Raw genomic sequence first — 25,583 nt, forward strand, 5'->3', positions numbered from 1 at the left:
ACCCAAAACTATGAAAACAATAATCACCACCCCCCACGCCCCCGCTCCCATCGGCCCCTATAGCCAAGCCGTTTTAAAGGGAAATATGCTTTACACCTCTGGGCAGATTGCCATAGACCCCAAAACCGGCAACTTGGTTACCGATGATATCAAAACTGAAACGAAATTGGTTATGGAAAATCTAAAGGCAATTCTTGAGAAAGCGGGAATGGGTTTTGAAAACGTATTGAAATCAACGATTTTCATCAGTGATATGCACAACTTCGCAGCTATTAACGAAGTGTATGGCACCTATTTTAATGAAGCCACTGCTCCCGCCCGGGAAACTGTGGAAGTTGCAAATCTTCCTAAGTTCGTGAATGTTGAAATTTCAGTGATTGCATCACTTTAAACAGAAGTTGTAGATACTAATCTTCTTCTTCATTTGGTGTAGCCTGTGGCTTGAAGTCAACTGGATAGGTATTATCATCCGGTATTACTGGCAATTCTGTATCAATGGTTACTTTTTTGTTGAATAGCTTGCGGTAAAGCTCCTGAAAGGTATTAAAATCTACCGAATAGGAAATTCCTGTACCTTGTTCAAATATCTGGTCTTCCCCGATAAATTGTAAGTCTGCCTGCCTATTGAAGAATTTCATCCGAAGGCTTCCATCCTCGTTTATAAGCCATTGCACTTCAATATCGCCAGCCACCGAGGTTTCATTGGCCCCGCCTACTGGCACTCCCACTTTGCCATTGATTAAAATACGTTCGTTAATTTGTGTGGAAAGGGTAATGCCAAATCTATCTGAGGTTTCTTGGTTCGGGGTTCTATTGCCCACGGAATAATCCAGACCTACACGAAACTTCCCATCCTGATCGGCAAACAGATTGTTTACCAATCCAGAAACCCTATCGGCAACGGTTCCGGCAAAGGCGTTTGACCCAGCATAATTATCGCTCACAAATGAGTTGGAAGCCAACAAAAATAAAGCCTGGTTCTGCATCTGTTCCTGGTTTTGGAGTTTGTACTGCAACTCACTTTTCAGAGTGGAACTAACACGCGGAAAATCTATATCAAAACTGAGCTCGGGTTGCGCGAGTTCTCCATCCAGATCTACATAAACTTCCACAGGTATTTTTGTATTGATGGAGGGATTGTCTAGCAAAACCGAAGGATTTGCCTGCGTTTTATAAACAGCGCTCAAATTTAGATTGGCTCGTTCGGGAGCTCCATCCCACGTAATATTTCCGCCGGGCACAACTCCAATATTTCTTTGGATAATACCTCCATATCTAAAATCGAACTCTCCTTCGTAAACCTGAAAATCGCCGTACATCTGGAATTTTCCATTCGTATTTATTTCAATAAGAAGAATTCCCGCACCACGGCCCTTCAAGGTCGAATTGTTCTCTTGGTCCACAACCACTTCCACTTCCGCATTTTTGTTGATGTCCAATTCAAAATTTAGCGACAGTCCCTTTACCTCTTCGGTAAAAAGAACTTCCCCATTGTTGCGCGCCTCCTTTTCCTTTGGTGAAAGAAAATGCACAAAGGAATCATCGCCAATGGATTCAGTATCGCTAATGGGAATTTTAAAAGTAGTGCCTCGCTGGGTTGTAGCATCCACGTCTATCACCAATTCATCTATGGGCCCCGTGATGTCCGCCCTTCCGCTTATAAAGGCAGTGCCATAATAAAGGGCGTCCTCCTCGGGCGGAGTGTCCAGAACAACTAGTCTTTCGGGAGCTTCAATATGCAGATCCAATTCCCAATCACTAAAATTGGTATGGGTTGCATTTCCATAGAGCACGCCAACCGTTCCATATTTGGTATCGGTAATCTGGGTGCCGTCTATTTCAAACTTATTCTTGGTTACAATAATTTGTGCGCCGTTTTCAATATTGAAATCAGTATTCAAGTAGGGAATTTTCAAACCGCTGTTTTCCAAGGTAAAACGACCCAAAATATCGGGTGATTTGTAATTGCCGGAAACTCTGGCATTCCCCGTAATCAATCCTCGGATATCCGTAATAACATCGGCGCCAAACGGACTGAAGGCCTGCATATTAAACTGGTTTAGATCTATATTGAGTTGTATTTGGGGATTTCGTGGCGAAACGTCAATTTCGCCCACGGCATTAATTGATTTCACGTTATTATTAATAAGCGAAGTGTTTATGCGGTATTTTGTAAGATCTTCGTTTCCGTCTATTTTCAAATTTAAATCTCCGAAGGGAATCTCATTAATCTCTACATCGTCAATGGTCACGGCGCTGTTGGGATAATACGCACCGTTTTTCTGAAGAAAATCAAACTTGCCGTTCATGTTTCCCTTCAGCCGCAGACTATCAATCTCTGGGGTTATGTTCCCGATGTTCACATCCTTAAACCGAACCTTTAAATCCTTGTAAGTGGAATCGCGTAGAACGCCTGCCATTTGTATCAATTCATCGTTATGGCTCAGTACCAGTGAATCTATGCGGACTTCCCGAAAATTATCATCAAAAACCACTTTGTTCAGACGGTTGTTGTTTTCATTCAAATACCAAACATTTCCCTTGTAGGTGATATCAGATTTTTTTACGCCAATAACCGATTTACCCGCCGGGTTAATGGTGTGGTAAAGCGAAAGGTTGAATAAATCCTCCTTTTTGGGCCCACCGGCAAATTCGGAACGCACATACATAGTATCATTCAAGGTTTTATTGATAACATTCAAATCCCTAATATTGTAAAATCCCGTATAAACCGAATCAGCCGATATATAGGTGTTATACAATGGATTATCATTATCTATCTGAATGTTTAATTCACCGATATAATTATCAAATAGAAGAATTTCCGGAGAACGGAAATCGAGTTCAAACTTTGACTGATCAGAAGAAACCGATCCCTTTACCCTGGTATTGTCCCCTAACTTCAATTGCGGCACAAATACATCCACGATTTTATTATACACCACAAATTCGTATTCTATGTATTGATTGGTGGTTACTTCCTGCGGAATATAATTGGCATAAATACTGGCTATCCCGTTTTGGAAAAGATTGGGGATATCCTCAATAAGAAATTCTCCCGAAATCTTCCCGTTCATAATATCGGGGGAATTTATTTCAATGGTGCGAACGGGCCCGTCAAAAGATGAAGTAACGGTGAAATCGTCAAAATAGTAGTATTCCCTTTCGTTCTGATAAAAGGTTTGGCTGAAATTGATAGTGCCCACCACGTCATCAATAGTGCTGCCGTCCATATCCACCACTACTTTTCCCGTAAATACCGCAATGCTATCGCGCGTTATCAGGTTAAGTTTATTCAAATCTGAATACTCCACGTCTGCTTCAAAATCCAGATGGTTGGTTTCGGCAGAGGCGTCTATGAGCCCTTTGAAATCGAGTTTCAAATTGGGATCGTCAATGGAAAGCTCGCCATTAAATAATGGGTTTTTCAAATTTCCCGAAACCGTGATGTTCTGATAGTTATAACCTTCAAAATTGAAGGAAGATACCGTACCCGAAACCTCCGTGTTAACGGTATTCTTATCAAACCCGCGGCCGTCAAAATCTAAATTGGCGGTCATCTTTCCGAGCGAAGTGGTCTTTGCTATTTTCCCGAGGTCGAAGTTTCGCAACACTACGTTTCCTTGATAATAGGCATAGTCAATATTGGTAATGTTGCCGATTTTCAAATCGAGCTTAGCCTGGCCAATCCCGCTTTGCAAATTACTTTTTGTATTTAATTCATCCCCAACGATCGAAGTATTCCCGCTAAGGTTAAAGTTTTTGAGTTCCTTGAGCTCAGCAGGAACAACATTACCCAAAACTCGCGGCATAAATCTTCTTAAATCGTAATAATTTGTGGCAATGTAATGATTGGTAGCCGTTATGGAATAGCCATTTTCGGAGTTTAGAATATTCTGAAAAGCGTAATCGCCCTTGATGTTTGTATGGCCTGTCCTGAAATTTACGTCGGTTGCCGTAAAATCATTCAAGGTGCCCTTCATTGCTGCATCCAAGAAGATTATTTGATTCGGGCCGAATTCATTGTAGAAATCGTTCAAATCATTTGTGGCCACTTTTGAATCCTTCAGATTTGCGGTTATCACAACATCATTGACAAAATCTGCCATTCCGTTTTTGGAATAATCCAGATCTACATCTCCTATTAGCTGCGACTCAGTGGTCTTTAAATTCAGATCTTTTAAGGTAATGTTGGTTTCGGTATAGGAAAAGTCGGCCTGCATATCTTCTATCACAAAGCCGCGGGCAGCGACGAGCGAAAGATTCTCAATGTTCACTTGTACCTCCGGCCCGTTGATTTTTAAATTATTGGCGGTAATATTTACATTGTTTAAAATGAAAATATCAGGATTCTCCAGATTTTCATTGATGATCTTTACACGACTATTGGTGAGCTGTACATCGTTCCCGAATAGAGAAAAAGGCGAAGTGCTGGGCTTTCCCGTATCAAACTTTTTTGCAAAAATGGAAAGGTTGTCAGATTCTTCACCTTTGTAAATTTTCACATACAGTTTCGCCTCGTCCAGCGCTATATCGCCAAAACCGAGATCGCCCTGCACCATGTTCTGAAAATTTATAATATTGGTTTGTACCTCCTTGCTGTAAATCAAGGTATCGTTATGATGGTCTGCAATGTAAACCTCCCGGATATCCACCTCTCCTTTCCAGTTCAAGCCAAGTCGTTTTATGTGGATGTCGGTGCCGTAGGTCTCGTTTAAATTGGTCGTTACTTTTTTTGCGACCCAGGTCTGAACCGATGGAATGGAAAAAATAATCACTATAAGCACGAGCAGCAATACAATGATTACAAAGGTGCGAACTATTATTTTCCGAAGTTTTTTGATACGCTTTTAAAGTTTTAATTTTACAACCAATAAATATACCCCTTTCACTTTGACACAGAAAAACTGCTACATTCTTGGGATTGAATCCTCTTGCGACGATACAGCCGCAGCCGTAATCAACAACGCCAAAATACTCAGCAATGTTGTTGCCACTCAAGCAATTCACGAACAATATGGCGGGGTGGTGCCCGAACTTGCCTCGCGGGCCCATCAACAGAACATTGTTCCCGTGGTACACCAAGCGTTGCATAAGGCAAATATCGATAAAAATCAGTTATCAGCCATTGCTTTTACACGCGGGCCCGGCTTGATGGGTTCCTTGCTTGTAGGCGCCTCATTTTCAAAATCTTTGGCGCTGGGTCTGGGCATTCCGTTGATAGATGTAAACCATATGCAAGCCCATATTTTGGCACATTTTATTAAGGCCGAAGGACAAACGGCTCCCAATTTTCCTTTTTTGGCAATGACCATTAGCGGCGGCCATACACAAATTGTGAAAGTGACCGAATATTTTGAAATGGAAATAATAGGCCAAACCATAGACGATGCCGTGGGCGAAGCCTTTGACAAAAGCGCCAAAATCCTCGGCCTGCCCTATCCCGGCGGTCCCTTGGTAGATAAATACGCCCAACAGGGAAACCCAAAAGCGTTTAAATTTCCGAAACCGAAAGTGGGGCCCATGGATTTCAGCTTTAGCGGCTTAAAGACTTCCGTGCTCTATTTTATTGAAAAGGAAGTGGCCCAAAACCCTGATTTTATTTCAGAAAATATAGCAGATATTTGTGCCAGTATTCAATTTACCATTGTAGATTATTTAATGGACAAGCTGAAAAATGCCGTCAAAAAAACCGGAATAAAGGAAGTGGCCATAGGTGGCGGCGTATCTGCAAATAGCGGAATACGCAAAGCGCTAAAGGAGGCCGAAACAAAATACGGTTGGAAAACCCACATCCCCAAATTTGAGTTTTGTACGGACAATGCGGCTATGATTGCCATGGTGGGCGAACTGAAATTCAAGACCCAGAATTTTGCCGAAAATAATGTGGTAGCTTCGGCGCGGATGAAGTTTTAACAATCGATAAAAACAAATGCAGCTTTTTTACAATCCAAATATTTCCGAATCTACCAAAGAAATAATCTTTGACAAAGAGGAAAGCCGCCACATTGTAAAAGTATTGCGAATGAAGGAAGGCGATACGTTCAGCATCACCAATGGAAAAGGTTCTCTTTTTTCTGCGGAAATTTTAAACGCAAATCCAAAGGGTTGTTTGGTAAAAATTCTTTCCGAAGAAACGCAGCAACCCCTTCCCTATCACCTCCATTTAGCTGTGGCTCCCACAAAACTCAACGACCGCTACGAATGGTTTTTGGAAAAAGCAACGGAGATAGGCATTTCAGAAATCACCCCAATAATCTGCGACCACAGTGAACGGAAAACGATAAAACCCGAACGCTACGAAAAAATCCTGCAAAGTGCGATGAAACAATCGCTGAAAGCATATCTTCCCGTTTTGAATAAAGCTGTTTCATTCAAGGATTTTATCACTTCCGGGAAATCTTCGGAAAATTTAAAGTTTATTGCGCATTGTGAGGAAACCGATAGAAAATCGTTGAAATCCACCCTGCTTCCCAAAAAAAACGTCCTAATTCTCATCGGTCCCGAAGGCGATTTTTCTTCTGAGGAAATTGAACTTGCAAAGGCGAATAGCTTTGTACCTGTTAGCTTGGGCGAAAGCCGTTTGCGCACCGAAACCGCGGCCGTTGTGGCCTGCCACAGCGTGGCATTCGTAAATGAAAATTAAACCCCAAAAGTTTAAAAAACCTTTGGATTTTGGTCCATAAATATTCTCTTTGAATTTGTACTTTTGAAATCTATGCGGAAAATATTTTTTTCAATTCTCTTTTTTGCTTTTATCGGAAGCCTGTCAGCTCAGGAAATCGCGCTGCTGCAATACGGTGGCGGTGGCGATTGGTACGCAAACCCGACGGCCCTGCCCAATTTGTTGAAATTCTGCAACCAAAACATCAGTACCGTCATTAAGGAGAAGCCTCAGACCGTAACGCCGGGAAGTGTCGATATTTTTGACTACCCCTTTGTGCATATGACGGGGCACGGCAATGTTTTTTTCTCTTCCGAAGAGGCTGAAAATCTCAGAAACTATTTGATGAGCGGCGGTTTTCTATATATAGATGATAACTACGGCATGGACCAATACATCCGAAAGGAACTCGTGAAAATCTTCCCCAATAAAGAATTGAAGGAACTTCCAGCCAACTTTCCGATGTTCAGTTACGTTTATAAATTTCCGCAGGGAATGCCAAAAATCCACGAACACGACGGCGGCCGTCCACAGGCCTTTGGCATATTTGTGGAAGACAGATTGGTATTGCTCTACACCTTTGAAACGGACCTCGGAGACGGTTGGGAAAACCCCGAAGTGCACAACGACCCCGCAGAAGTTCGCTTAAAGGCATTGCAGATGGGCGCCAATATTGTCAAATATGTCTTTGAAAACTAAAATTGCTCTGACAGTACCTACCCCAACATCCTTAACAAAACTTTGATTATTCGTACTTTGGAATGTAGTATATTTACGAAGTGAAAAAATCTGCAGCTGCAATAACCGTTGGTATTTTACGAGCCCTCGCAGTACTGGTGGGCATAGTTATCTTGCTGTGGTTCGTATACGAAATCCAGGCACTCATCCTGTACATTGGCCTTGCCTTGGTGCTGTCACTTATTGGGCGGCCCGTTGTTATCTTTTTAAAAAGAAGACTGAAATTTGGAAACACCTTTGCTTCGGTAATTACCTTATTGCTTATTATTGGATCCATCAGCCTGGTGCTCAGTATTTTTGTTCCTATCATTATTGAGCAGGGCAAGCATATTTCACAAATAGATTTTGAGCAGGTAAAACGCGATTTGAACGAATTGAACATCCAGGCCAGCGATTATCTGGGCGTAGATCATTTTCAACTGGTGGAGGCCATTAAGCGCACCACCTATGTGCAGAACTTGGACGTCGAAATCATTCCCAGCTTTATAGATATTTTCTTCGGAAATATCGCCGGAACCATCGTTGGAATATTCTCGGTACTTTTCATTTCCTTTTTTCTTTTGAAGGACGAAAGTCTAATCGCGCGGTCCGTTTTGGTTTTCGCAAAAAGTGGCGACGAACAGAAATTTAAGCGAATTCTCATAAAAATCAAGGAATTGCTTTCAAGATATTTTATCGGCCTGCTGCTCCAAATTTTTATCCTTTCGCTGTTCTATGCCGTGTTGCTGCTCTATTTGGACATAAACGATGCCGTGGCCGTAGCTTTGATTTGCGCATTTTTAAATATTGTACCTTATTTGGGCCCCATAATCGGCTGGGTTTTAATGTTGCTCGTTATAGTTTCCAATAACCTGGGCGCTGATTTTTCATCGGGGCTTTTGCCGCTTTTATTTATTGCTTCCGGGGGTTATGCCGTGGCACAGATTTTTGATAATTTCATCTCGCAACCCGTTATTTTCGGGCATAGTGTACGCTCGCATCCGCTGGAAATCTTTATCGTTATCCTAACCGCAGGTTTCGTTTTTGGCATTCCGGGAATGATTCTCGCCGTGCCAACCTACACCGCCCTAAAAGTGGTTGCCAAGGAATTTCTTTCGGAATACAAAATCGTCAAGCGCCTCACCCATAATCTTTGACCCTTGCCCATTACACCGCTGTTAAATAAAGAAATCCAAGAATTTATACGAGATTTTGAAGGCAATATTAGCGAACTCGCCTTCGCGGGAAGTCCTTTTGAAAATGTTTCCATCCAAGAGCTCATACAACAAATTGAAAGCCGAAGGAGAATAGAGAAAAAGCTGCCCACTTGGTTCAACACCGCGAATATCCTTTTTCCACCAAAACTGAATCTGGAACAGACCTCTTCGGAAATTACCGCAAAATACAAGGCATCGCTGGTCAAAGGAACAACGATAGCGGATATTACTGGGGGCTTTGGCGTAGATAGCTTTTATTTTGCTGAAAAATTCAAAACCGTCCACCATTTTGAGACCAATCCAAATCTCGCAGAATTAGCAAAACACAATTTTGGTGTTTTCGGCAAGGAAAACATCCATTGCCACGCCGCGGATGGATTGCAAACTGCCTTGAACAGTAAATATGACGTGATATATGCAGACCCCTCCCGCCGCCACGATAGCAAGGGCAAGGTTTTCTTTTTGTCGGACTGTGAACCGAACATACCCAATAATATTTCAGAAATATTAAAAAACTGCAACCAATTTCTTTTGAAAACCTCCCCTATGCTTGATATTTCGGTAGGTTTAAATGAATTGCAGCCCATTTCTGAGATTCACATCGTGGCGGTGGACAATGAGGTTAAGGAATTACTGTGGCTACTTCAAAAGGAGAATTCGGGCGCACTAAAAGTAAAAACCGTCAATTTTACCAAAAAGGGCGCCGAAACATTTGATTTTGATTGGAACGAACGAGCTATGGCAACTTACGACTTACCCCAAAAATACCTCTACGAACCCAATGCGGCAATCCTAAAAAGTGGTGCGTTTGATATGGTTTCCGAAAAATTAAAAGTGAACAAGCTTCATAAAAATACCCATCTCTACACTGGCGAAGATTTAATTGATTTCCCCGGAAGGCGTTTTTCAATTGAGCAAACGGTGCCCTATTCAAAAAAGCAAATGCGTGCGGCTTTGAATTTTAAGAAAGCCAATATTGCTACTAGAAACTTTCCGGAAAGTGTGGAAACACTTCGTAAAAAGTGGAAAATTGCCGATGGAGGGGAAATTTATTTATTTTTTGAAACCAATTTGGACGATAAAAAGGAAATGTTGATTTGTTCAAAAGTTTAAAACAGTATATTTCGAAATTGCTTAAACGGCATATACTTGATTTAAACCGCTTTAAAATATATCTGCAAAAAAGGCAATTTTTTGTTTGCGTTATTACATTTGAAGACTTACATTTGCAACCGCATTTTGGATGACACGTTCATAAAAAACTGGAGAGGTGCCGGAGTGGTAACGGAGCAGATTGCTAATCTGTCGACGGGCAACCGTCGCCAGGGTTCGAATCCCTGTCTCTCCGCATTATAGAGTTGACAAAAAAACTCCAAAATTACAGTGAACAATAGATAATTGCTGTTCACGGGGTGTAGCGTAGCCCGGTTATCGCGCCTGCTTTGGGAGCAGGAGGCCGCAGGTTCGAATCCTGCCACCCCGACAAAAACCGGACACATAGTTCGGTTTTTTGGTTTATTAATTGGTCGCGTAGCTCAGCTGGATAGAGCATCTGCCTTCTAAGCAGACGGTCTCAGGTTCGAATCCTGACGCGATCACATCGAATCCCCTACATAGGGGATTTTTTGTATGAAGTATTTAGTATATATATTATTCTCTGCCCAGCTGGATAGATAGGGGATTTTTTGTTTTTATAAAACATTACTCCGGATATTCTACCCTTAAGTGGTAAATATTATTCAACTTCTTCTTTAAAACCTTTTTTATGGTCTCAATTTCCTTAAAGGTAATATTCGCATTCAAAAACTGCCCTTGCGCCATTTGATTGTTTATTATCTTTTCCACAAACTCATCTATAATTGTGGACGAAGGTTCCTTTAGGCTTTTGCTGGCAGCTTCCACGCTATCAGCCATCATTAAAATAGCGGTCTCCTTAGAAAAGGGAATGGGCCCTGGATAGATAAAATCTTCTTTATTGGCCTGTCCTTGCTGTTCACGCTCCTTCTTATAAAAATAATATACCAAGCTGGTGCCGTGGTGGGTGCGGATAAAATCGATCACTCTATCCGGAAGATTGTTTTTTCTGGCTATTTCAATACCCTTAATTACATGATCTATAATTATCTGGGCACTTTCCTTTGGATCCAACTCGTTGTGCGAATTGATTGAATTTGCCTGATTTTCGGTAAACATTGTTGGGTTCAGCATTTTACCGATATCGTGATATAGCGCTCCTACCCTAACGAGCATGCTATTCGCGCCAATTTCATTGGCAGCTGCCTCGGCCAAATTTGCAACGTTCAAGGAATGATGGAAAGTACCGGGAGCTTTGTTTGATAGCTCTTTTAGCAATTTGGAATTGGTATCGCTCAACTCGAGCAGCGAAACATCGGAAACCAATCCAAAGATCTTTTCATAAAAATAAATCAGCGGATGGGCAAAGAGGGTTGCCAACCCACAAAGAATAAAATACTGGAAGTTCTGCCATTGCATGGCCTGGATATTTCCTTCCTGTATCACGAAAAACGCGAAGTAGCCAAGAATATAGATCAACGTTATTTGTCCTACCGATATAAACAGATTGGCTCTTTTGTACAGTTCAGAAACAGTTAGAATGGTCACAATACCCGCAATAAACTGAAGAAACATATACTCAAAACTGTTGGGAACTATAAAACCCAAAAGCAGAATGGTGAGAACGTGTACGAAAAGCCCAACGCGTGGATCAAAAAACGCCTTCAAAATTAGGGGCAGAATACATATTGGAACCACATACACATAATCGGCGTGCACTTTAACCACCAACGTGGTGAGAAAGACCATTAAAAGTATGTTGAAAAATATAAAAGTTACCTTGGTATTATTGCTGTAAATAACCGGCCTGTAATTTTTCAGAAAAAGGAAAAGCATCAAAAACACCAATGAAACCAACATGGAATAGCCCACCAAGAGCCACAGATAGTTATTTTTGCTCCAAATTTGACTGTCAAATTCTGCCTTCAACGAATTCAAAATCTGAAACTTATCGCCCTCAACCACTTCGCCTTTTGCAATTATTCTTCCTCCTTTTTCAATAATACCCCGATTGGGGTTGAGAGCCGCGATCTCGGCTTCTATCGCTGCTTCTGTTAAACGGGTATTAAGCTTTACATTGGGCTGAAGCACATCATTAAGAAGATTGTAAAGCAATACTTGAACGTCTTCAGTATTGTTTTTTTCTACCAAATCCCTTACTCTTTTGTTTAGATTTTCTTTCTTGAACAACTGCGAATAGCTGCGCTCCTCGATTTCGTTGCCATTTTTTAAATAGATGAGTCGGCCATCTTCGTAATTGTAAATTTCATCGGTAACGCCATTTTCATATACCTCGTTTAATAACGACTCCCCTAACCGTTCCACAGTCTTGCGAGACGTATTATAAAGACTGTCCACATATCTAATTTCAAGTTTTTCGCGAAAATCCTCAGCTACGCGCGCTGCTGTTTCAGCATCATATTCAAAATAAGGTATGGTGTTTCCACGTATCTCCTCACGCTCTTTCTTTAAAGTATCTTCATCTTTTTTTATGGTGAAGCTAAAGGGAGCGTACAGATTTTCATATTGCCAGGGTTTTCCTTTTTGGAAATTATACTTAAACTGTCCGCCTTTCGGAAGAAAATATATTACTAGAAGCGTGGAAGCTATAAATAGGAAAACCTTAAAAATAAGAGACTGGTTTTTCGCAAAGAAGGAAAAAAGGTTCTTCATAAATTGATAACTTAAAGTAAAGGTATAAATAAGGAATGAGTTATCCCAAAAGCAATACTTGCAAAGATTGATATTTAAGTTAGAAATCCGTAATTTCGCAGTCCTTATTTCAAATATAAAACACAGTAGCATGAGCAATAAAGTAGTTATCGTATCCGCAGCCAGAACCCCCATAGGTAGTTTTATGGGAAGTCTTTCTTCACTAACCGCAACCCAATTGGGCTCAGCGGCCATAAAAGGAGCATTGGATAAAATTAATCTCGACCCTTCATTGGTTCAAGAAGTGTATATGGGCAATGTGGTTCAGGCCGGTGTGGGCCAGGCTCCGGCACGTCAAGCTGCTTTGGGGGCTGGAATTCCGGATACCGTTCCCGCAACAACGGTTAATAAGGTATGTGCTTCCGGTATGAAAGCTGTAATGCAAGCCGCCCAGGCCATTGCTTTGGGCGATGCCGAGGTGATTGTGGTCGGCGGAATGGAAAGCATGAGCAATATCCCCCATTATGTGCATATGCGGAACGGAACAAAATTTGGTCCCGCTACATTGATAGATGGAATGCAAAAAGACGGTCTCGTAGATGCTTACGACCACAACGCCATGGGCACCTGTGCAGACCTTTGTGCTACCGAATATAATTTCTCACGTGAAGATCAGGATGCGTTTGCTATAAAATCATACGAGCGCTCGGCAAAAGCTTGGGCAGATGGAAAATTCAAGGATGAAGTTGTTCCCGTCGAGGTACCACAGCGCCGTGGGGAGCCGGTGACAGTTTCTGAAGACGAAGAATATAAAAACGTAAAGATGGACAAAATTGCCTCCCTGCGCCCTGCCTTTTCAAAAGACGGAACCGTTACTGCGGCAAATGCATCCACAATTAATGATGGTGCCGGCGCTATGATTTTAATGAGTGAGGCAAAAGCACAAGAATTGGGCTTAACCCCTTTGGCCTACATTAAAAGCTACGCTGATGCCGCACAGGAACCAAAGTGGTTTACCACTGCACCAGCAAAGGCACTTCCAAAAGCAATTGCCAAAGCGGGAATCGATATTAAGGATGTAGATTATTTTGAATTCAATGAAGCATTTGCTGTGGTGGGTCTTGCCAATATGAAAATTTTGGGATTGGACGATAGCAATGTAAACGTAAACGGTGGTGCTGTTTCCTTGGGCCACCCCCTTGGTTGTAGTGGGGTCCGCATTTTGATCACACTGCTAAATGTTTTAAAACAAAACGATGCCAAAATTGGTGCTGCGGCAATCTGTAATGGCGGCGGCGGGGCATCTGCAATGGTTATTGAAAGAGTCTAAACACCGTAATTATTTGAATAGTTTCTGAATGGATTACGGCATCAGTAATTTAAGTATTGTCCCGCTTCGAGCCGAGGCTTCCGACGCGAGTGAAATGGTGACCCAAGTACTTTACGGCGAGCATTTCAAAATTTTGGAAGTCCGAAAGAAATGGAGCCGCATCCGTTTGGCGTTTGATAATTATGAAGGCTGGATAGACAACAAACAATACGTATCCATTTCCGAAGAAAATTATACAGATTTTGAAAGGAAAGAACTTAAACTTTCGTCAGATTTGGTTGATTTTGTTACGTCGCAGGACAATCAATTGTTTTCGATTTGTTTGGGAAGCACGATCTCTTCCTCTGAATTTTTAAAGCACCATTTTGAAGGTAAGCTTATTTCTGGAATTCTTCCGAAAGAACATATAATTGAAACCGCGTTGCTCTACTTAAATTCTCCATATCTGTGGGGAGGTAAAACTCCGTTTGGTATTGACTGCAGTGGCTTTACACAAATGGTCTATAAACTGAACGGTTACAAACTGCTACGTGACGCTAGCCAACAAGCCACGCAAGGGGAAGCTTTGAGTTTTATTGAAGAAAGCGAACCGGGCGATTTGGCTTTTTTTGACAATGAGGAAGGGAAAATTACGCATGTTGGTATCATAATGAAAGAGAATTACATCATCCACGCCCACGGTAAGGTACGTATTGATAGATTGGACCACAGCGGTATTTTCAATTATGAAATGCGCGGTCACACTCATAAATTACGTGTAATTAAAAGAATTGTTTAAAATATAAAAAAAGAAAAGCCCCTATTTAAAGGGGCTTTCTTCCTATTTTCAATATTGTTTATACGGGCTTATCCTTGTTTTTCCAAGGCTTCCAATTTAGCTTTCATTTCCTTGTATTTAGCATCATCCGCCAATTGACCGTAAATGTTCATCATAGTTCTTACAACTTCTGGGTTATTTGGGTTCAGCTCTAAAGCCTTGTTTAAATAAGGTAATACGTCTCTATAAATTTGTTTACGCTCCTCCTTCAAGGCATCATAACGTTGATTATCTGCTCTGGAGTTCCCCAAACTATTCATCTCTTCTACCAACTTATCTTCTGCAGCAAGTTTTAAAACAGCGATATTGATAAGTGCAGCTTCGTAATCGGGTTTCAATTCCAAAGCCTTTTCGTAGTATTCTATAGCTTTATCATTTTTTCCTATTTCCCCACTACCTACACCCAGGTTAAAGTAAATTTCGGGATTTTCAGGATCGGAAGCGACAATTTTGTTCATTAGCTCGTTATACCGTGCTACATCGCCCATTTTATAACTCATATCTGCATCTGCGCGCATCAAAAATATATCATCTGGGTTTTCTTCGCGGGCGGCCTTCATAAGTGCCGTAGCTTTTTCAGTATCTCCTTCTTCCAAATAAATAAGAGTCATATTTCTTAAAATCTCCCCTTTTCTGGATTCTGTCACCCTTTCTTCGGGCTTAATGAATTCTCCAGATTTCACGGCAATGTTTCTAAGGTTTTCGTTATCAAACGCCTCAACCTCACCAGTTTCCTTACGAGTGGCTACAAATTCTTCTGTTTCACCGGTATAACCAGTATCCAATAACATTTGGTAGTATTTTAATGCTGAAGCGTAATCTTTTCCATTTACTGCGTTACTGGCTGCAAAATATAAATCTGAAGGATCATTACTTACTAGATAGCTGGTATATAGTTTATCAGTAGCCATTTTATATTCCCCTGCATTTTGGTCTTTTACGGCCCCATTTATCAGGCTAGCTCTCAAATTTTGTAAGGGTTCCGCTAGTTGAGTCTGCATATTGGGATCCAGTTTTAGTGCCTCACCAAAAGCTTCAGCAGCCCGTTTCTGTTTTGAGAAATCATTTGATCCGGAACCTAACAATGCTTGTCCGCGAGCTGCATAAAACTGGGCCTTCATTTCATTATCTGCGCTTCCCAGCATGGGCTCTGCCTCGTTGAGATAGTTCAGTGCCTCGCTGTACTCATTTGATTTTATGGCTTTTTCAGCTTTTTTGATTTCCTTTTTTTGTCCAAATGAAATAGCAGAAACGAAAGCCAGTCCTGTTATTAAAATTCGTGTTTTCATGTGTTAAAGTTTATTCGTTATTTTCGGTTTGAGTTTCATTGTTATCAAGAGTAGTGCCATCGTTATCGTCATTTGTTATTTCGATGTCTTTATCCACTTCCTCTTCATCCTTCATTGCTTTCGCAACAGCGGCAATGGCATCATCTTCCCTTACCTTAATCAATCGCACGCCTTGTGTAGCCCTGCCCATAACTCGAAGGTCTGAAACGGCCATTCTAATTGCAATTCCAGATTTATTGATGATCATCAAATCATCGTCATCGGTTACATTTTTTATGGCTACTAATTTACCGGTTTTTTCGGTAATGTTAATGGTTTTCACACCTTTTCCTCCGCGGTTGGTGATTCTGTAATCTTCAATGGACGATCGTTTGCCATAGCCATTTTCAGAAACTACCAATATATCGGAATCGCCTTCATTTACGGCAACCATTCCTATTACTTCATCATTTTTGCTGCCCAAGGTAATTCCACGCACGCCGGATGCATTTCTACCCATAGGTCTGGTTTTTTCCTCTTCAAAACGTATGGCTTTTCCAGATTTAACAGCAAGCATAACTTGACTGTCGCCTGTAGTTAGTTTGGCCTCTAGCAATTCATCATCTTCACGGATAGTAATTGCGTTAATACCATTGGTTCGTGGTCTTGAATATTGCTCCAGCGGCGTTTTCTTTACTTGGCCTTTTTTGGTGGCCATAATCACATAATGACTGTTTATGTAATCTTCGTCCTTCAAATCCTGGGTGCAAATGAACGCTTTAACTTTATCATCCGGCTCGATGTTTATCAGGTTTTGGATCGCTCTTCCTTTTGATGTGCGTGTGCCCTCGGGTATTTCAAAAACGCGCATCCAGAAACATTTACCTTTTTGAGTGAAGAATAACATATATTGATGATTGGTCCCCACGAAAAGGTGTTCAAGAAAATCCTCGTTGCGGGTGGCCGAGGCTTTTTGCCCCACTCCTCCTCTATTCTGTGTTTTATATTCTGATAACGATGTACGCTTAATATAACCCGCGTGCGAAATGGTCAAAACAACTTGCTCATCGGCAATTAAGTCGGTAATGCTTACGTCACCACCCGCATATTCAATAGTGGAACGGCGCTCATCCCCATATTTTGCTCTAATTTCCTCAAGCTCTTCTTTTATTATTTGCATTCTGCGATCCTTGCTGGCAAGAATTTCTTTGTAATCTTGAATTGTCTTCATCAATTCCTCATACTCGCTTCTAAGCTTATCCTGCTCCAGCCCCGTCAATTGACGGAGACGCATTTCAACAATTGCTTTGGCCTGTATTTCTGTAAGTTTAAAGGATTCCATTAAGCGCTCCCTTGCTTCATCTGCATTGGAAGAAGCACGGATTAACCTAATTACTTCATCTATATTATCTGAAGCTATAATCAAACCTTCCAAAATATGGGCGCGTTCCTCTGCTTTACGCAGCAAATATTCAGTACGGCGCACCACAACTTCGTGGCGATGTTCCACAAAATAATGGATCAACTCCTTTAAATTGAGCATTTGCGGCCTTCCCTTTACCAAGGCAATATTGTTTACGCTAAAACTTGACTGTAATGCCGTGTATTTATATAGTGTATTTAAAACAATGTTTGGAACTGCATCACGCTTCAAGATGTAAACAATGCGCATTCCCTTTCTATCACTTTCATCGCGAATGTTTGAAATGCCATCTATTTTTTTCTCATTAACCATATCAGCGGTTTTTTTGATCATTTCCGCTTTATTTACCTGATATGGAATTTCAGAAACTACAATACACTCCCGCCCATTTACTTCCTCAAAACTGGCCTTGGCCCGCATTACCACGCGACCACGACCAGTATGGAAGGCTTCGCGCACTCCCTCATATCCATAAACAATCCCACCAGTTGGAAAATCGGGGGCCTTGATGTGCTGCATAAGCTCATCAATTTCAATATCGTTGTTTTCTATATATGCTATCGTTCCGTTTACCACCTCGGTAAGGTTGTGTGGAGGCATATTGGTAGCCATACCCACGGCAATACCCGAGGCCCCATTGATCAATAATCCTGGGACACGAGTGGGAAGCACGGTGGGTTCTTTCAAGGTGTCGTCAAAATTCAATTGGTGGTCCACGGTTTCCTTATCGATATCGGCGAGCATATCTTCAGAAATTTTCTGCATTCGCGCTTCCGTATATCGCATCGCCGCCGGACTATCTCCATCAACCGAACCAAAGTTACCTTGGCCGTCCACCAGCAAATAGCGCAGGCTCCATTCCTGGGCCATCCGTACCATCGCATCGTAAACTGAGGTATCACCGTGTGGGTGATATTTACCCAGAACCTCTCCCACAATTCTCGCAGATTTTTTATGTGCGCCCGTAGCTCTAATGCCCAGTTCGTGCATTCCGAACAAAACTCTTCGGTGAACGGGTTTCATTCCATCGCGAACATCTGGCAGCGCACGTGACACTATGACCGACATCGAATAATCGATGTAGGCAGATTTCATTTCATCTTCAATGTTAATAGGGATTATTTTATCACCTTCAGCCATAAAAAATAGGTTTAATTATCGTTGTTGAACTAATGGAGCAAGATACACTTTTTCCTAGGTTTAACAGGGGTTTTTGACAGCTGTTATTCACGAATTTATTAACAAATTTAGGGGGTGAAATCGTTAATAAGTATCCTGGAATATCCTTTGAATTCCACTATATATTTTGTCCTTTTACTAAAATGATATCAAAGAGGAACAGTTTTTGTCCTATTTTGGTTAATTTAGTACTTATATTAAGAAGAGAGGATTTTAAATATGGATGATAATTTTTCCCCAAGAGTAAAAGATGTAATTGCCTATAGCAAAGAAGAAGCCCTTCGCCTAGGCCACGATTTTATTGGCACAGAGCACTTAATGCTCGGGCTTTTAAGAAATGGTAACGGTAAGGCGGTAACCATTCTCAACGCATTGGCCATTGACTTGAATCACTTAAGAAGAAAAGTGGAAATTCTAAGTCCAGCCAACCCCGGCATTACTACAAATACAAACGATAAGAAGAACCTACATTTAACCCGTCAAGCGGAAAGGGCGCTGAAGACTACCTTTTTGGAAGCAAAGCTTTTCCAGAGCAATTCCATTAACACAGCGCATTTGCTGTTGTGTATTCTTCGGAACGAAAACGATCCGACGACAAAATTGTTGAACAAAATGAAGGTGGACTATGATGTGGTTAAGGATCAATTTAAACTTATGATTACAAACGATGACGATTATATAGACACGCCTAGTGCTGAGTCATTTCCAAATGAAGATGACACTTCGGCCGAAGATGCCGGCAAGGACAACCTATTTTCCGGCACCTCGGCAAAAACGAACAAGAAATCCAAGACTCCGGTTTTGGATAACTTTGGGAGGGATTTGACCGCTATGGCCGAGGAAGGCAAGCTCGATCCCGTTGTGGGCCGCGAAAAGGAAATAGAACGCGTTTCACAAATTTTGAGCCGAAGAAAGAAAAACAACCCATTGTTGATTGGCGAACCCGGGGTGGGTAAATCTGCCATTGCCGAAGGTTTGGCCCTGCGCATAATTCAGCGCAAAGTATCGCGAATTCTTTATGACAAACGTGTGGTCACACTTGATTTGGCAAGCCTTGTGGCGGGTACCAAATACAGAGGACAGTTTGAGGAGCGTATGAAAGCTGTGATGAATGAACTCGAAAAAAATGATGATATCATTTTATTCATCGATGAAATCCACACCATTGTGGGTGCCGGTGGTGCCACGGGCTCCTTGGATGCTTCAAATATGTTCAAGCCAGCTTTGGCAAGAGGCGAAATTCAATGTATAGGAGCTACCACTCTTGATGAGTACCGTCAATATATTGAAAAGGACGGCGCTTTGGAAAGACGTTTTCAGAAGGTCTTAGTGGAACCCACAACCGTGGAGGAAACAATAGAAATTCTTACTAATATAAAAGATAAATACGAATCGCACCACAACGTAATTTATACTGATGAAGCAATAAAAGCGTGCGTTACCCTTACAAATAGATATATGACCGAGAGGTTTTTACCAGACAAGGCAATTGACGCCATGGATGAAGCTGGCTCGCGGGTGCATATTACAAATATTCACGTTCCTGATAAAATTTTGCAAATTGAAAAACAATTGGAAGAAGTGCGTGAGCTTAAAAATACTGTCGTAAAAAAACAGAAATATGAAGAAGCTGCCAAACTGCGGGACGATGAAAAGAATTTAGAAAAAGAGCTAGCAACCGAACAGGAAAAATGGGAAGCGGACTCAAAGCTTCATAAGGAAACTGTGGACGAGGAAAATGTTGCCGAAGTAGTATCGATGATGACGGGCGTTCCCGTAAATAGAATCGCACAGACGGAGACCAAAAAACTTGCTGCCCTACCAGATCGCATTAAAGGAAAAGTGATTGGCCAGGACGAAGCGGTAGCTAAAGTTGTGAAAGCCATCCAGAGAAACCGTGCGGGATTAAAAGATCCCAACAAACCTATTGGATCCTTTATTTTCTTGGGCCAAACGGGCGTGGGAAAAACACAACTTGCAAAAGTTTTGGCCCGAGAACTTTTTGACTCAGACAATGCTCTGATCAGAATCGATATGAGCGAGTATATGGAAAAATTTGCCATTTCGCGCTTGGTAGGGGCACCTCCCGGGTATGTAGGTTATGAAGAAGGCGGACAACTTACCGAGAAAATAAGAAGAAAGCCATACGCAGTTGTACTTCTGGATGAGATAGAAAAAGCACATCCCGATGTGTTTAATATGCTGCTGCAGGTTTTGGACGACGGTTATTTAACGGACAGCCTAGGAAGAAAAATTGATTTCAGAAATACGATTATCATTATGACTTCCAACATTGGCGCCCGTCAGATAAAGGATTTTGGACAAGGTGTAGGGTTTGGAACGGCTGCAAAAAAGAGTCAGGAAGATTCGCACACCAAGAGTGTTATTGAAAATGCCTTAAAGAAAACGTTCGCTCCTGAATTTTTAAACCGAATAGATGATGTTATGGTATTCAACGCACTGGAAAGAGAGGATATCCATAAAATTATAGATATTGAGCTTAAAAAGCTTTTTGCGCGTATCTCGGATATCGGATATGAGTTGAAACTGACTGATAAAGCAAAGGATTTTATAGCCGATAAAGGTTTCGACAAACAGTATGGAGCTCGACCGTTAAACAGAGCCATCCAAAAGTATATTGAAGATGCGCTGGCAGAGGAAATTATAAAAAGTAATCTGCAGGAAGGAGATTCCATAACCATGGATTTTGACGAAAAAGCTGATGAACTTACCATTAAAATCAAGAAGCAAAAGAAACCTACGGAATCGTAGGTTTCTTTCTTTTGGTTTCAAGAAGCAAATTTTTGAAAATCATATTTTTATAAAGCATTAAATTTCCGTAACTTAGAGTGAACTTTTTCATCCATGATTAAAAGATTATTTTATGATTTCGGAGAAATCAATGTGTTTAGGAATTTCGTTATTGCCATAATGAATGAGGGCACTACGGTTAGACCGGAACATAACGATGATCTTGTGGAAGTGGCCAACACTTATTTTTTCAACAGACCCTTTGGTTATATTACCTACCGCAAAAACAGTTATGCCGTAGATCCAATGGTTTATTTGAAAACTTCCGAAATAAAAAACCTCGTGGCCTTTGCCGTAGTAGCGGATGATGAGCAGAAATTGAGAAATTCAAAGATTGAAAAACTCTTTCTAAAAAAGCCGCTGGAAATTTTTTCTAATTTGGACGAAGCAAAAGATTGGGTCAATAATCTTATTGAAAACAACGATTTCTAAAGTTACTCTTTCTATTTAACGATTTTAAAAGTTCGTTTAATATCTCCCATTCCCCGGGCTATTATAATATACATTCCTGAATTAAAGCGGGATAGGTCAATAGTCATTTTTTGATTAAAACTATTTTGTATGGTCATTAATTTTTTACCACTTAAATCATAGACATTCGCTTCTTTCACATGCATCGCATTATTCAGCCAACAAATGTCGCTGCTATTGGATTTTGAGATAATTACTTCCCTGAGCATTCGCTCGGGAAGGTTCATATAAACTGGCACGCAGTCGTCAATGGAATCTAAATTTGAATAAAAAACCTCTGTGTTTTTAAAATAGCAACTTAAAGCTCCTACGCCGATAAGGTCAGGATGACCACCGGGTGCATTGATCAATGAAAGAGAGCCAACCCCTTCTACCCAAATGGCATTTTCTGTACTATTGGAATTTGTGGGAGTGGGCGAAAAATAGAAATGATCATAATTAATCCCATCTACCAACGGTCTCGGAACTATAGAGTCTAATCTAAAATACCCACCATCTTGAGGAAACGGGGTGATAGGATTTAGCATATTGATGGTATCGCCTACTTCAAGCGTAAAATCATATAACAGAAATTCTTCTGTACCGCCGCCAGGGCGAATTTTCAAAAAATATAATTTTTTTTCGGAAACTTCTTCCCGTAACAGGAAAGTTCGGGATATAAAATGGTATCCTTCCAATATTTTATATATTTTTCCCCCAACCAAAGTATCTCCATCCGTATAATATTTATCGGTATAGCATCCAAAATCACATGTAGTAAAATGCCACTCATTGCGATAATCCAAAATAGGTTTATAGTTCTGGGCCAATGTTGCAAATGCTCCAATAAAAAACAAAACGGTTGTAATAATAGATTTCATAGTCCAAAAAACTTATAGGAATTACCAAGATACCACTTTTATTCAAAAAGTATTTCCCCGTCCACATCCATGGATTGGATATACGCTATGCTGGCGTGGATATCATCCGCAAGGAGCCTATCATCTTCTATAAAAGGAACAATGGATCGATATGGCTTTAGAAAAGATTCCACAAAAGGTGATGATCTCTTCGGTTCCCGAAACTTTAATGCCTGAGAGGCATTCATTAATTCTATGGAAAGGATGGTTTCCAGGTTTTCCACAATTCGCAAACACTTAGTTGCTCCATTGGCACCCATACTCACATGATCTTCCTGCCCGTTGGACGAAACAATGGAATCCACAGATGCCGGGGTGGCCAATTGCTTGTTCTGACTCACTATGCTCGCTGCCGTATATTGCGGAATCATAAAACCGCTATTTAGGCCCGGATTATTTACTAAAAATGCGGGCAATTCCCGAAGTCCGGAAACCAATTGATATGTTCTTCTTTCAGAAATATTTCCTAATTCGGCCAGTGCAATCGCTAGATAATCCAATGCAAGGGCTAAAGGCTGACCGTGAAAATTTCCACCAGATATAATAACATCTTCCTTTACAAAAATGTTCGGATTATCGGTTATCGAATTAATTTCTGTCTTAAAAGTTTTGTGCACAAAATGTATGGTATCTTTTGTTGCTCCGTGAACCTGTGGAATGCATCGAAAAGAATAAGGATCCTGTACGTTCTTCTTTTCGGAAAGGCCGAGTTCGCTGCCCTCCAAAAATTCCAATATTCTTTCGGCAGTTTTTACCTGTCCACGGTGTGGCCGCACCAAATGTACCAATGCATTAAAAGGACTCATATTACAGTCAAAAGCATCAACGGAAACGGCTGCTATTAAATCTGCTAGATAGGATAGTTTATAGCTTTTCAAAAGGCAGTGCACTCCGTAAGCGCTCATAAACTGTGTACCATTCAGCAGGGCAAGGCCTTCTTTGGCTTGTAGGGTTATTGGTTCCCAGTTGAATTTCTTGAGCACTTTATCGGCTTGCACGCGCTCGCCTCCGTAATAAACCTCTCCCTTGCCTAGAAGCGGCAACGATAGATGCGCCAATGGCGCCAAATCGCCAGAGGCGCCTAGGCTACCTTGGGAATAAATCACTGGCAGTATATCATTGTTATAGAAATCTATCAGTCGTTCCACGGTTTCAATCTGCACGCCACTGTAACCATAACTCAACGATTGTATTTTTAGCAGGAGCATCAGTTTTATAATCGGTTTCGGGACAAATTCCCCGGTTCCACAAGCGTGGGACATAACCAGATTTTCCTGCAATTTTGAGAGATTTTCTGAAGAAATTTTCACATTGCACAAAGAGCCGAACCCTGTGTTTATTCCATAGACAGGGGTTTGGTTATTCTTCATTTTACCAATAAGATATTCCCTGGATTTCTTGATATTTAATTGGGCTTCTTCGGAAAGGGCAAGATGGCTATGGTTTTCAATTATATCCTTGATCGTGGAAAGATCCAGGATTTCTGAACTAATATAATGTGTTTTCATTAGGAAGAAATTCTAAGGACAAAAATACTGTTTTTTAATTGCCCTGCCACCTTTCTTCGTTTCAAAAGCGGTGCGAACTTTTTTATCCGCCAAAAACCCAATTTCCTAAAATAACCGCAGCGATTTGTTTGAAATGTAGATTTCATACGTAATTTTACCTAAAATTTTAAAACAAGGAAATGAAAAAAATAAGCTTACTTCTTATAATGCTTTTGGCGATAGCCTGCACGCAGGAAGAGAAAAACCAATACGCAATTTTGAGCGGTACGGTTGAAAACAATACCGCAGAAACAGTTTTTGTGCGCGGCAACGATTTTGAAAAGCGTATGCCAATAAGTGAAAACGGAACCTTCCAAGATACGCTGTACATAAAAAATGATGGCTTTTATGAAATGTACGTAGGCCGCGAACGCACAGGAATTTATTTGGAAAAAGGAAAAAACCTTTCCGTAGTCCTAGATGCCAGTGAATTTGATGAAACCCTTAAATATACCGGCGATTTGGGAAACATCAATGACTTTTTGGCCGCCAAATATCTCTGGAACGAGCAGAATCTGGATTACAAGGATATGTTCTCCTTAGATGAGACGAATTTTTTCCAGAAATTGGATAACAACCAGAAAAGCTATGATAGCTTATTTGCGGCCAATCAAATTTCCAACGAAAATTTCAAGAAAAAACTGGCCGTGGAAGACAATTATTCCCGTGCTATCATGCTGGAAAACTACGCCGAGGCACATCGCTATTACAGTGGCGTGAACGATTTTCAGATTTCCGATAATTTTTATGACGAATTAAAAAATATAGATTATGCAGACACCCTTGCCTATCGTAATTCCGTAGCATATCAGAATCTTTTGGACACCCATTTCAACAGACTGGCGAGCGCAGAGGCCGAAAAGGATGAAAACGCAGACCAAGCCGTTCTTTATTTGAAAAAAGTAAATGAAAGTCTTCCCGATGGTTATGCTAAGGACAAAATAATGACATCCTATTTGCAATATGGCCTAAAGCCAAATGAAAGTCTTGACGAAGTTTTCAATATATACAAAAACAGTAATCCCAGCGCTGAAAACTTGGCGATGCTCACTAAACGCTACAACCAACTGAAAGCAATAACTAAGGGAAACCCCTCACCCACCTTTACCTTTGAAAATCATAAAGACGGTTTTACCTCCTTGGAAAGCTTAAAGGGAAAATATGTTTATATTGATGTATGGGCAACCTGGTGCGGGCCCTGTATTCGTGAAATTCCCTATTTAAAGGAGGTAGAAAAGGATTACCACAACAAGCCAGTTTCTTTTGTAAGCATATCCATAGATGAACCGAAGGATTACGAAAAATGGAAAACAATGGTTTCTGAAAAAGAATTGGGCGGCATCCAACTTATAGCGGACAATAACTGGAATTCCAAATTTGTGAAGGAATATGCAATTCTTGGAATCCCAAGATTTATATTAATTGATCCCCAGGGAAATATAGTTTCTGCCGACGCTCCAAGACCATCGGACCCAGCACTGAGAACGCTGCTTGACGGGCTATTGTAAAAATTG

17 protein-coding genes and 3 tRNA genes are annotated in these 25,583 nt (G+C 41.0%); 14 read left to right on the plus strand and 6 right to left on the minus strand.

Annotated features, from left to right (window positions below; all coding sequences use genetic code 11):
• Positions 1–10 precede the first annotated feature (10 nt).
• On the plus strand, positions 11–391 hold the full coding sequence (locus MB09_RS10670) for a RidA family protein (RefSeq protein ID WP_045080913.1): 381 nt from the start codon (positions 11–13) through the stop codon (positions 389–391).
• 16 nt (positions 392–407) lie between these two features.
• On the opposite strand, the gene MB09_RS10675 is transcribed toward MB09_RS10670, so the two are convergent.
• Positions 408–4,787, minus strand: coding sequence for a translocation/assembly module TamB domain-containing protein (locus MB09_RS10675; protein WP_240484827.1), 4,380 nt, complete (start codon positions 4,785–4,787; stop codon positions 408–410).
• A gap of 106 nt (positions 4,788–4,893) precedes the next feature.
• Here MB09_RS10675 and tsaD point away from each other — a divergent pair, with 106 nt between their 5' ends.
• From tsaD to MB09_RS10715, 8 genes are all read left to right on the plus strand, one after another.
• The gene (gene tsaD, locus MB09_RS10680) at positions 4,894–5,916 is read left to right on the plus strand and encodes a tRNA (adenosine(37)-N6)-threonylcarbamoyltransferase complex transferase subunit TsaD (protein WP_045080915.1); all 1,023 of its coding nucleotides are present in this window, start codon (positions 4,894–4,896) and stop codon (positions 5,914–5,916) included.
• Positions 5,917–5,932: 16 nt separating this feature from the next.
• Complete coding sequence (locus MB09_RS10685) at positions 5,933–6,646, plus strand: 16S rRNA (uracil(1498)-N(3))-methyltransferase (protein WP_045080916.1); 714 nt, start codon at positions 5,933–5,935, stop codon at positions 6,644–6,646.
• A gap of 72 nt (positions 6,647–6,718) precedes the next feature.
• On the plus strand, positions 6,719–7,363 hold the full coding sequence (locus MB09_RS10690) for a DUF4159 domain-containing protein (RefSeq protein ID WP_045080917.1): 645 nt from the start codon (positions 6,719–6,721) through the stop codon (positions 7,361–7,363).
• A gap of 80 nt (positions 7,364–7,443) precedes the next feature.
• Positions 7,444–8,538: an AI-2E family transporter gene (locus MB09_RS10695; protein ID WP_045080918.1), complete on the plus strand. Its 1,095-nt coding sequence runs from the start codon at positions 7,444–7,446 to the stop codon at positions 8,536–8,538.
• Positions 8,539–8,541: 3 nt separating this feature from the next.
• A complete protein-coding gene (locus MB09_RS10700) occupies positions 8,542–9,711 on the plus strand; it encodes a class I SAM-dependent methyltransferase (RefSeq protein ID WP_045080919.1) in 1,170 nt (389 codons plus the stop codon).
• Between the two features lie 151 nt (positions 9,712–9,862).
• Positions 9,863–9,946, plus strand: a tRNA-Ser gene (locus tag MB09_RS10705).
• Between the two features lie 60 nt (positions 9,947–10,006).
• A tRNA-Pro gene (locus tag MB09_RS10710) sits at positions 10,007–10,081 on the plus strand.
• Between the two features lie 41 nt (positions 10,082–10,122).
• Positions 10,123–10,196: transfer RNA gene (locus tag MB09_RS10715), tRNA-Arg, on the plus strand.
• 103 nt (positions 10,197–10,299) lie between these two features.
• On the opposite strand, the gene MB09_RS10720 is transcribed toward MB09_RS10715, so the two are convergent.
• The gene (locus tag MB09_RS10720) at positions 10,300–12,345 is read right to left on the minus strand and encodes an HD family phosphohydrolase (RefSeq protein WP_045080920.1); all 2,046 of its coding nucleotides are present in this window, start codon (positions 12,343–12,345) and stop codon (positions 10,300–10,302) included.
• 130 nt (positions 12,346–12,475) lie between these two features.
• Between MB09_RS10720 and MB09_RS10725 the strand changes: the two genes are divergently transcribed.
• Positions 12,476–13,654 carry an acetyl-CoA C-acyltransferase gene (locus tag MB09_RS10725; protein WP_045080921.1) on the plus strand — a complete coding sequence of 393 codons (1,179 nt, stop codon included), beginning with the start codon at positions 12,476–12,478 and terminating at the stop codon, positions 13,652–13,654.
• Between the two features lie 28 nt (positions 13,655–13,682).
• On the plus strand, positions 13,683–14,432 hold the full coding sequence (locus MB09_RS10730) for a C40 family peptidase (protein ID WP_045080922.1): 750 nt from the start codon (positions 13,683–13,685) through the stop codon (positions 14,430–14,432).
• Between the two features lie 68 nt (positions 14,433–14,500).
• Here MB09_RS10730 and MB09_RS10735 read toward each other — a convergent pair whose 3' ends face one another.
• Both MB09_RS10735 and gyrA read right to left on the minus strand, forming a co-directional pair.
• The gene (locus MB09_RS10735; RefSeq protein WP_045080923.1) at positions 14,501–15,760 is read right to left on the minus strand and encodes a tetratricopeptide repeat protein; all 1,260 of its coding nucleotides are present in this window, start codon (positions 15,758–15,760) and stop codon (positions 14,501–14,503) included.
• A gap of 10 nt (positions 15,761–15,770) precedes the next feature.
• Positions 15,771–18,302 carry a DNA gyrase subunit A gene (gene gyrA, locus MB09_RS10740; RefSeq protein WP_045080924.1) on the minus strand — a complete coding sequence of 844 codons (2,532 nt, stop codon included), beginning with the start codon at positions 18,300–18,302 and terminating at the stop codon, positions 15,771–15,773.
• 258 nt (positions 18,303–18,560) lie between these two features.
• Here gyrA and MB09_RS10745 point away from each other — a divergent pair, with 258 nt between their 5' ends.
• Both MB09_RS10745 and MB09_RS10750 read left to right on the plus strand, forming a co-directional pair.
• Positions 18,561–21,113, plus strand: a complete 2,553-nt coding sequence (locus MB09_RS10745) for an ATP-dependent Clp protease ATP-binding subunit (RefSeq protein WP_045080925.1) — start codon at positions 18,561–18,563, stop codon at positions 21,111–21,113.
• A gap of 93 nt (positions 21,114–21,206) precedes the next feature.
• Positions 21,207–21,584 carry a hypothetical protein gene (locus MB09_RS10750; RefSeq protein WP_045080926.1) on the plus strand — a complete coding sequence of 126 codons (378 nt, stop codon included), beginning with the start codon at positions 21,207–21,209 and terminating at the stop codon, positions 21,582–21,584.
• An 11-nt stretch (positions 21,585–21,595) separates the two neighbouring features.
• Here MB09_RS10750 and MB09_RS10755 read toward each other — a convergent pair whose 3' ends face one another.
• A complete protein-coding gene (locus tag MB09_RS10755; RefSeq protein WP_045080927.1) occupies positions 21,596–22,483 on the minus strand; it encodes a T9SS type A sorting domain-containing protein in 888 nt (295 codons plus the stop codon).
• A gap of 38 nt (positions 22,484–22,521) precedes the next feature.
• Entirely contained in the window at positions 22,522–24,030 is a 1,509-nt protein-coding gene (hutH, locus tag MB09_RS10760) for a histidine ammonia-lyase (RefSeq protein ID WP_045080928.1), read from the minus strand.
• 179 nt (positions 24,031–24,209) lie between these two features.
• On the opposite strand from hutH, the gene MB09_RS10765 reads away from it, so the two are divergent.
• Positions 24,210–25,577: a TlpA family protein disulfide reductase gene (locus MB09_RS10765; RefSeq protein WP_045080929.1), complete on the plus strand. Its 1,368-nt coding sequence runs from the start codon at positions 24,210–24,212 to the stop codon at positions 25,575–25,577.
• The last annotated feature ends 6 nt before the right edge of the window (positions 25,578–25,583 follow it).

The organism is Aequorivita vladivostokensis (assembly GCF_000952855.1).
GTDB lineage: Bacteria > Bacteroidota > Bacteroidia > Flavobacteriales > Flavobacteriaceae > Aequorivita > Aequorivita vladivostokensis.

Excerpts from the sequence above, each read along its gene's own strand:
- MB09_RS10735 (WP_045080923.1), bottom strand. The coding sequence starts at position 15,760 with ATGAAAACACGAATTTTAATAACAGGACTGGCTTTCGTTTCTGCTATT.
- MB09_RS10720 (WP_045080920.1), bottom strand. The coding sequence starts at position 12,345 with ATGAAGAACCTTTTTTCCTTCTTTGCGAAAAACCAGTCTCTTATTTTT.
- MB09_RS10745 (WP_045080925.1), top strand. The coding sequence starts at position 18,561 with ATGGATGATAATTTTTCCCCAAGAGTAAAAGATGTAATTGCCTATAGC.
- MB09_RS10685 (WP_045080916.1), top strand. The coding sequence starts at position 5,933 with ATGCAGCTTTTTTACAATCCAAATATTTCCGAATCTACCAAAGAAATA.
- hutH (WP_045080928.1), bottom strand. The coding sequence starts at position 24,030 with ATGAAAACACATTATATTAGTTCAGAAATCCTGGATCTTTCCACGATC.
- MB09_RS10670 (WP_045080913.1), top strand. The coding sequence starts at position 11 with ATGAAAACAATAATCACCACCCCCCACGCCCCCGCTCCCATCGGCCCC.
- gyrA (WP_045080924.1), bottom strand. The coding sequence starts at position 18,302 with ATGGCTGAAGGTGATAAAATAATCCCTATTAACATTGAAGATGAAATG.
- MB09_RS10730 (WP_045080922.1), top strand. The coding sequence starts at position 13,683 with ATGGATTACGGCATCAGTAATTTAAGTATTGTCCCGCTTCGAGCCGAG.
- MB09_RS10690 (WP_045080917.1), top strand. The coding sequence starts at position 6,719 with ATGCGGAAAATATTTTTTTCAATTCTCTTTTTTGCTTTTATCGGAAGC.
- MB09_RS10765 (WP_045080929.1), top strand. The coding sequence starts at position 24,210 with ATGAAAAAAATAAGCTTACTTCTTATAATGCTTTTGGCGATAGCCTGC.
- MB09_RS10755 (WP_045080927.1), bottom strand. The coding sequence starts at position 22,483 with ATGAAATCTATTATTACAACCGTTTTGTTTTTTATTGGAGCATTTGCA.
- MB09_RS10725 (WP_045080921.1), top strand. The coding sequence starts at position 12,476 with ATGAGCAATAAAGTAGTTATCGTATCCGCAGCCAGAACCCCCATAGGT.
- MB09_RS10750 (WP_045080926.1), top strand. The coding sequence starts at position 21,207 with ATGATTAAAAGATTATTTTATGATTTCGGAGAAATCAATGTGTTTAGG.